The following is a 6,151-nucleotide window of genomic DNA, read 5'->3' as shown; positions in this document are numbered from 1 at the left end:
CGGCGCGTCTGTCCCAGAGTCTTGGGACAGACGCGCCGACTCGGCGGTTTTGAGCGGGACAGTTGCGCCGACTCGGCGGGTTATTTGACCTCGGACCTGAGGACGAGGCGGAGGCCGATGAGCGTGGGGACGATCAGCCAGATCAGGCCGGCGACTCCCAGCTGCGCCCACATCTTGTCGGTCATCTCGGAGTAGAGGTTCATCGTCGCCCAGTTGAGGTCGAACCAGGTGGCGTGCTCGGCCCACCAGGTGTTGGTGGAGGCGAGTGCCGAGGAGACGGTCGGAAGTACGAGGGCGTAGACGAAGTACGCCACGATGGCCGCGGGGGAGTTGCGGAAGAGCATCCCCAGCATGAAGCCCATGAACATCCCGATCTCGCTGGCCAAGGTGACCCGGGCGAGCTCGGCGAAGGAGAGGTTCCAGACGGGGTCGAGATCCATGACGGTGGCCACGCCGAGGTAGCCCAGGGCACCGACGAGTGCCGCGACCGCGATGGCGGCGACTCCGACCAGGGCGGTGACCACGGCCTTTGCGCCGATCACGCGACCGCGTCCGGGCACCAGGGTGAAGGTCGTCAGCGCGCTGCGAGCGCTCCACTCACTGGTGACGGCGAGCACCGCGATCATCGGCAGGATCACCGACATCGGGATGCCCCAGGCACTGGCGAAGCCCTCGTAGTCGAGGTTGTCGGCGTCCACGAAGACGATCGTCGCCGCGGTGGCGGCCAGGGAGAGCACGACCAGGCTGGCCATCAGCCAGAATCCCGACCGGGTGTCGAACATCTTGCGCAGCTCGACGCCGGCGATGCGGCCGAAGGGGATCGGGGCCGGTACGGCCCGCTCGCGGCGGTGGGCCGCAGCCGGGGTCGCCGGCTCCGGGGCGAGGGTCGTGGTGGTCATGCTGCTTCCCTTTCCGGGGTCTGGAGGTGGTCGCGCTGGGTCTCGGCGGTGAGCTGGAGGAACATCTCCTCCAAGCCCGCGCCGTCGGCGGCACGGAGCTCGGCCAGCACCAGCCCGGCGTCGAAGGCGATCTGCCCGACGGTGGCGAGGTCGGCGTCGCTGCGGACGGCGCCCTCGGAGGTGATCTCGGCGGTGTACCCGGCCCGCTGGAGCGCCCGGCCGAGTGAGGTGGGATCACTGGAACGGGCGTACGTCTCGCCGCTGGCGAGCAGCTCCTGCTTGGTGCCCTGCGCCACGATCCGGCCGTTGCCGATGACCACGATGTCGTCGGCGATCACCTCGATCTCGTGCAGCAGGTGCGAGGAGAGCAGCACGGTCCCGCCGTCGTCGGCGAAGCCGCGCAGCAGGTCGCGCATCCAGCGGATGCCGGCGGGGTCCAGGCCGTTGGCCGGCTCGTCGAGGATCAGCACCTCGGGGTCTCCGATCAGGGCCGTGGCGATCCCGAGTCGCTGTCGCATCCCGAGCGAGTAGTTGCGTACGCGGCGCCCGGCCTCCTCCTCGGTCAGGCTGACCCGCTCGAGGGTCTCGGTGACGCGGGACTTGGGCAGGCCCATGGTGCGGGCGGCCAGCGTGAGGATCTCGCGACCGGTGCGGCCGCCGTGCTGGGCGGAGGCGTCGAGGAGAACGCCGACCTCGCGGCCTGGGTTGGGCAGCTGCGAGAAGTGGCGGCCGAGGAGGTCTGCGCTGCCGGTGGACGGATCGGTGAGTCCGACCAGGATGCGCATGGTCGTGGACTTGCCGGCGCCGTTGGGGCCGAGGAAGCCGGTCACCCGGCCGGGCTCGGCTGTGAAGGTCACGTTGTCGACGGCCGTGAACCTGCCGTACCTCTTGGTGAGGGCATCGATCTGGATCATGCTCCGAGCCTCGCGCCTCGGGGTCCTCACGCGCGTCGGGCAGATCCCTGGCACATCCCTGGACGGTTCCTGGGCCTTCCCCTGATCTCCCCTGAGACCGTCTCAGGGGAGATCGGTTCGTTGCGGAATGTTTCGTACCGAACCAAACGTTCCCGTCACATGCGTATTGATGTCTGGTCCGACGTCGTCTGTCCCTGGTGCTACATCGGCAAGCGCCATCTCGAGGAAGCCCTGGAGCGCTTCGAGCACAGCGACGACGTCGAGATCGTCTACCACTCCTTCGAGCTCGACCCGACCGCTCCCGAGGTGCCGGTCGAGACCACCGTCGAGGCTCTGGCGAAGAAGTTCGGTACCTCCGTCGACGAGGCCCGAGAGCTGATGAAGAAGGCCAACGTGCCCGCCGCCGCGGCCGGTCTGGAGTTCCGTCACGAGGACACCCCGCACGCGCGCACCATCGACGCCCACCGGCTGCTGCACCTGGCCAAGGCCGAGGGCAAGCAGGCAGCGCTCAAGGAGGAGTTGCTCGCTGCGTACTTCACCCGCGGTGAGTCGATGGGCGACCACGCCGTCCTGAAGCAGGCCGCGGTGAGCGTCGGGCTCGACGCCGGCCGGGTGGACGAGGTCCTCGCGAGCGAGGAGTTCGCCGCCGACGTACAGGCCGACATCGACCAGGCTCGTGCCTACGGCGCCACCGGGGTGCCGTTCTATGTCGTCGAGGGGAAGTACGGCGTCTCCGGCGCCCAGCCGACCGACCTGTTCAGCCAGCTGCTGGAGAAGGTGCATGCCGAGACCAAGCCGACGCTCACGCTCGTCGGCGACGCGGACGCCTGCGGTCCCGACGGCTGCGCGATCTGACCGTCGCGGCGGGTGTGTATGTTCGTCAAGGTATGCAGATCAACCGACGGATCCCTAGCGGAACTCCGCACGGGAAGTGATGGTTCGGCTGCATACCTTGACGAACCAACCGGCCCGCTCAGCGCTTGGTAGCGATCAGGACGCTGGTGTCGGGGGCGACCATGACCTCGACGGTGGTGAAGCGCTCGTCGGTGAGCCACGACTCGCGCAGGCTGTCGACGCGGCCGTAGACGATCGGCGGCCACAGGTCGGTGGGGATGAGGTCGTCGATGACGACGATGCCACCCTCTTCGACCAGGTCGGCGAGCTGGTCGGGGGAGACCCCGCCGGGGGTCTCGGCGTCCAGGAAGAGCAGCGCGAACGGCCCACGGTCGCGGAGGATCGCCCAGTCGGCCGCGATCACCTCGACCTGCGCGTCGTCGGCGAAGATCTCCGAGGCCTCCTTGGCGAGGTGCTCGTCGAGCTCGGCGGAGACGATCTGGGCGGCGGCGCCGCGTACGCCACTGCGCAGCCAGGCGGTGCCGACGCCGCACCCGGTGCCGAACTCCGCCATCGTGCCGCTTCGCGTGGCCGCCAGGGTCGCCAGCAATCGTCCGGTCTCGTTGCGGCAGAACGACACATAGCCCGCGCGACGGGAGACGTCGAAGGCGCGGGTCACGATGTCTGGCAGCTCTGGAGGTGCGCTCACAGGACCAGTCTTCCCGATATCGCGTGTGAGCGGGCGCACGGGTGTCTCGGATGGCGGACCATTCGTCCAGATCGGCTCCCTGGAGGCGTCTCCCGGGTTAACGTCAGAACACCATGCGGAGCATTTTTCTCGTACTCGAGCGCCGCGACGGGGCCCGGCGGTAACGACCGCAGGAGAAGCCACCTCGTCGCGGTGGCTTCCGTCTTCCCATAGACCCCGGCTTCTCTCCCACACCCCTCTGTTTCCCCGAAGTGTGAAGGAAGAAGCCATGTACGCGATGTACCCCGAAAGCACTGAATACATCGAGCGCGGTCGCGAGTGGGGCCCGGCGAGCCACAACCCGGACAACCCGCACAGCGTCGAGAACACCATCGCCGCGGTCCAGCAGGCGCTCGACCTGCGGGACAACGGCGGCCAGCAGCCCGACGACAACTAGTCTCGCCGTATGTCTACGACCAACCTCGCAGTGATCCCCGGCGACGGCATCGGGCCGGAGGTGACCGCCGAGGCGCTGAAGGTGCTCGAGGTCGCTTCTCCGGTGAAGTTCGAGCAGACCCGATACGACCTGGGCGCCGAGCGCTACCTCGCCACCGGTGAGGTGCTTCCCGAGTCCGTTCTCGCCGAGATCAAGGAGCAGGACGCGATCCTGCTCGGTGCGGTCGGCGGCAAGCCCAACGACCCGAACCTGCCTCCCGGCATCCTCGAGCGCGGGCTGCTGCTCAAGCTCCGCTTCGAGCTCGACCACTACGTCAACCTCCGTCCGAGCCGGCTCTTCCCGGGGGCGATCTCGCCGCTGTCCACCGACGTGCTGAACAAGGGCGAGATCGACTTCGTGGTCGTGCGTGAGGGCACCGAGGGCCTCTACACCGGCAACGGTGGCGCGATGCGGGTCGGAACCCCGCACGAGGTCGCCACCGAGACCTCGGTCAACACCGCCTACGGCGTGGAGCGGGTCGTACGCGACGCCTTCGCCCGCGCTCAGGCGCGCCCGCGCAAGAAGCTGACGCTGGTCCACAAGACCAACGTCCTCGTCAACGCCGGCTCGCTGTGGTGGCGGATCACCCAGCAGGTCGCCGAGGAGTTCCCCGACGTCACCGTGGACTACCTCCACATCGACGCGGTGATGATCTTCCTCGCCACCGACCCGTCGCGTTTCGACGTGATCGTCACCGACAACATCTTCGGGGACATCATCACCGACCTCGCCGCTGCCATCACCGGCGGCATCGGCCTGGCCGCCTCCGGCAACATCAACTCCTCCCGGGAGTTCCCCTCGATGTTCGAGCCGGTCCACGGCTCAGCCCCCGACATCGCCGGCCAGCAGAAGGCGGACCCCACTGCGGCCATCCTGTCCGGGGCCCTTCTGCTCGAGCACCTCGGCCACCCCGAGGCTGCCGCCACCATCGACGCCGCCGTGCTCGCCGACCTCTCCGAGCGCGGCTCCGAGCCGCGTACGACCTCCGAGGTCGGCGACGCGATCGCCGCGCGCGTAACCAGCTAGACGCTCAACCCCGACGGGGCCGGGCGCAGAGATTCTGCGCCCGGCCCTTCGTCTGTCCTCATCACTTACCCGGCCCGCATTAGCACAGCTCTCGCAGAACAGGACTAATCTCATGCCCATGGAGATCAGCACCACATTGTCGACCCAACCGGCCACCGACAAGCAGCTCGCGGAGGTCCTGGCGAACCCAGGCTTCGGCAACCATTTCACCGACCACATGCTGACCGTCGAGTGGACGCCCGAACAGGGCTGGCACAACGGTCGCATCGAGGCGTACGCGCCGATCAGCCTGGACCCGTCGGCAGCCGTGCTGCACTACGCCCAGGAAATCTTCGAGGGCATGAAGGCCTACCGGCATGCCGACGGCTCGATCTGGTCCTTCCGGCCCGAGGCGAACGCCGCCCGGATGGCCCGATCCAGTGAGCGGCTGGCGCTGCCCGTCCTCGAGATCGAGGACTTCGTGCAGACCGTGTTCGACCTCGTCAAGGTCGACCAGCGCTGGGTGCCCGAGGCGTCCGAGACCGATGAGAAGAGCCTCTACCTGCGGCCGTTCATGTTCGCCTCGGAGTCGTTCCTCGGCGTTCGCCCGGCCCAGCACGTGACCTACATGGTCATCGCCTCGCCCGCCGGCTCCTACTTCAAGGGCGGCGTGAAGCCGGTGCGGATCTGGCTCACCGAGGACTACACCCGCGCCGGCCGTGGCGGCATGGGTGCGGCCAAGACCGGCGGCAACTACGCCTCCTCCCTGGTCGCCCAGGCCGAGGCCTCGGCCAACGGCTGCGACCAGGTCGTGTTCCTGGACGCGCAGGAGGGCAAGTACGTCGAGGAGCTCGGCGGCATGAACCTCTACTTCGTCCACGCCGACGGCCGGATCGTCACCCCCGAGACCGGCACCATCCTCGAGGGCATCACCCGTGCCTCCATCATCGAGCTGGCCGGCAAGCTCGGCTACACCGTCGAGGAGCGCAAGTTCGCCATCGACGAGTGGAAGTCCGGCGTCGAGTCCGGCGAGATCACCGAGGTCTTCGCCTGCGGCACCGCCGCGGTCGTCACTCCGGTCGGCGAGCTCGTCTACAACGGTGGCTCCATCGCCTCCGCCGGCGACGGCGAGGTCTGGAAGACCATTCGCAAGCAGCTCGTCGACATCCAGTTCGGTCGTGCCGAGGACACCTTCGGCTGGATGCGCAAGATCGTCTGACCCTCGACGGCCGAGGCGTCACTCGCGTCGGCCGAAGCGTCAGGTACGCAGGTCGAAGCGTCACTCCGGTCGGCCGAGGTGGCACGCCCGTGCCAC

7 protein-coding genes are annotated in these 6,151 nt (G+C 68.3%); 4 read left to right on the top strand and 3 right to left on the bottom strand.

What is annotated here, in order from left to right; genetic code table 11:
* Positions 1-80: 80 nt before the first annotated feature.
* Together ACFVDI_RS28465 and ACFVDI_RS28460 are read right to left on the bottom strand one after the other, a co-directional pair.
* Positions 81-899 (bottom strand): ABC transporter permease, encoded by an 819-nt coding sequence (locus ACFVDI_RS28465; RefSeq protein WP_378912239.1) that lies wholly within the window; start codon positions 897-899, stop codon positions 81-83.
* Entirely contained in the window at positions 896-1,813 is a 918-nt protein-coding gene (locus ACFVDI_RS28460; protein ID WP_378912238.1) for an ABC transporter ATP-binding protein, read from the bottom strand. The genes ACFVDI_RS28465 and ACFVDI_RS28460 overlap by 4 nt, the downstream gene beginning before the upstream one ends.
* 159 nt (positions 1,814-1,972) lie before the next feature.
* On the opposite strand from ACFVDI_RS28460, the gene ACFVDI_RS28455 reads away from it, so the two are divergent.
* On the top strand, positions 1,973-2,668 hold the full coding sequence (locus tag ACFVDI_RS28455) for a DsbA family oxidoreductase (RefSeq protein WP_378912237.1): 696 nt from the start codon (positions 1,973-1,975) through the stop codon (positions 2,666-2,668).
* A gap of 118 nt (positions 2,669-2,786) precedes the next feature.
* On the opposite strand, the gene ACFVDI_RS28450 is transcribed toward ACFVDI_RS28455, so the two are convergent.
* Positions 2,787-3,356, bottom strand: a complete 570-nt coding sequence (locus tag ACFVDI_RS28450; RefSeq protein WP_328531811.1) for a class I SAM-dependent methyltransferase — start codon at positions 3,354-3,356, stop codon at positions 2,787-2,789.
* A gap of 268 nt (positions 3,357-3,624) precedes the next feature.
* Between ACFVDI_RS28450 and ACFVDI_RS28445 the strand changes: the two genes are divergently transcribed.
* The 3 genes from ACFVDI_RS28445 (at position 3,625) to ACFVDI_RS28435 (ending at position 6,055) form a co-directional block, all read left to right on the top strand.
* Positions 3,625-3,792 (top strand): hypothetical protein, encoded by a 168-nt coding sequence (locus tag ACFVDI_RS28445; RefSeq protein WP_378912236.1) that lies wholly within the window; start codon positions 3,625-3,627, stop codon positions 3,790-3,792.
* Positions 3,793-3,801: 9 nt separating this feature from the next.
* On the top strand, positions 3,802-4,857 hold the full coding sequence (locus tag ACFVDI_RS28440) for a 3-isopropylmalate dehydrogenase (protein WP_378912235.1): 1,056 nt from the start codon (positions 3,802-3,804) through the stop codon (positions 4,855-4,857).
* 118 nt (positions 4,858-4,975) lie between these two features.
* Complete coding sequence (locus ACFVDI_RS28435) at positions 4,976-6,055, top strand: branched-chain amino acid aminotransferase (RefSeq protein WP_378912234.1); 1,080 nt, start codon at positions 4,976-4,978, stop codon at positions 6,053-6,055.
* Positions 6,056-6,151: the final 96 nt, after the last annotated feature.

The sequence above is a fragment of the Nocardioides sp. NPDC057767 genome (assembly GCF_042798275.1).
In the GTDB taxonomy this organism is placed as follows: domain Bacteria; phylum Actinomycetota; class Actinomycetes; order Propionibacteriales; family Nocardioidaceae; genus Nocardioides.
The sequence above is the reverse complement of the archived record's forward strand: the minus strand, read 5'-3'. Positions and strand labels throughout refer to the sequence as shown.

Coding starts and splice junctions, on each gene's coding strand:
- ACFVDI_RS28465 (WP_378912239.1), bottom strand. CDS start 899: ATGACCACCACGACCCTCGCCCCGGAGCCGGCGACCCCGGCTGCGGCC.
- ACFVDI_RS28460 (WP_378912238.1), bottom strand. CDS start 1,813: ATGATCCAGATCGATGCCCTCACCAAGAGGTACGGCAGGTTCACGGCC.
- ACFVDI_RS28455 (WP_378912237.1), top strand. CDS start 1,973: ATGCGTATTGATGTCTGGTCCGACGTCGTCTGTCCCTGGTGCTACATC.
- ACFVDI_RS28445 (WP_378912236.1), top strand. CDS start 3,625: ATGTACGCGATGTACCCCGAAAGCACTGAATACATCGAGCGCGGTCGC.
- ACFVDI_RS28440 (WP_378912235.1), top strand. CDS start 3,802: ATGTCTACGACCAACCTCGCAGTGATCCCCGGCGACGGCATCGGGCCG.
- ACFVDI_RS28435 (WP_378912234.1), top strand. CDS start 4,976: ATGGAGATCAGCACCACATTGTCGACCCAACCGGCCACCGACAAGCAG.